The 823-nt window shown below is 67.9% G+C and carries 1 protein-coding gene; it reads right to left on the bottom strand.

Features of this window, described 5'->3' with window-relative positions; genetic code table 11:
• Window positions 1-202: 202 nt before the first annotated feature.
• On the bottom strand, window positions 203-673 hold the full coding sequence (locus KUM32_RS37500) for a Dps family protein (RefSeq protein WP_187059615.1): 471 nt from the start codon (window positions 671-673) through the stop codon (window positions 203-205).
• Window positions 674-823 lie beyond the last annotated feature (150 nt).

Here is an 823-nt window from a genome sequence, read left to right on the forward strand (position 1 = left end):
CGGCCCCACAACCTGTGAGGCCGGCTCCCGTGTCGACAGGGCCCGCCGGATTCCGCCGACGTTCCGGTGGAGGCGCGAGATTCCGTGGAGTCCGCCGCCCCGGCCCGGAACGCGTCACCGTGTCAGCACACCCGGCAGCGCGAGTAAATGCCCGCTCGCGCAGGTCAGAGGCTCGTTTCGGCAATCCGAGCCCCGACCCGGCTCAGCCGGCCTCCGCCTGGAACATCCACGCGTGCTTCTCGAGGTCGGCGGTCAGGCCGATCAGGATGTCCTGCGACACCGGGTCGGGCTTGTCGGTGGCCTCGATGCGCTCGCGCATGCGGCCGATGACCGCGTTGAGCGCCCCGACCAGGATCTGCACGGCCTCGGTGTCCTTGATCCAGCCGTCCTTGACGGTCTCGATGCCGCTCGTCTTGGCGACGGTCTCGGCTCGGCCGTCCGGGCTCACGCCGATCGCGGAGGCGCGCTCGGCGACGGTGTCGGTGTGAGTCCGCGCGGATTCCACCACATCGTCGAGCTGCAGGTGGATGGAGCGGAAACGGGGGCCGATCACGTTCCAGTGCACCTGCTTGGCCACCAGGGACAGATCCACCAGGTCCACCAGCGCACCCTGAAGCGCGTCGCCGACGGTCTTCCGGTCCGACTCGGGCAGCGAACTCTTGACGACAGTCATGAATTTCCTCCTATGTGACGGATAAGTCCCTTCCCTCACCCTGCCATACACCCGCGTACCCAGGCATACGCGGCATATGGCCAACCCGTCCCACCTTCTCGAACGGACCACCCACCTACCCCCCGCCACCAGCCCCACTCAGACCGGTAC

This window comes from Streptomyces sp. AC627_RSS907, from assembly GCF_019049165.1.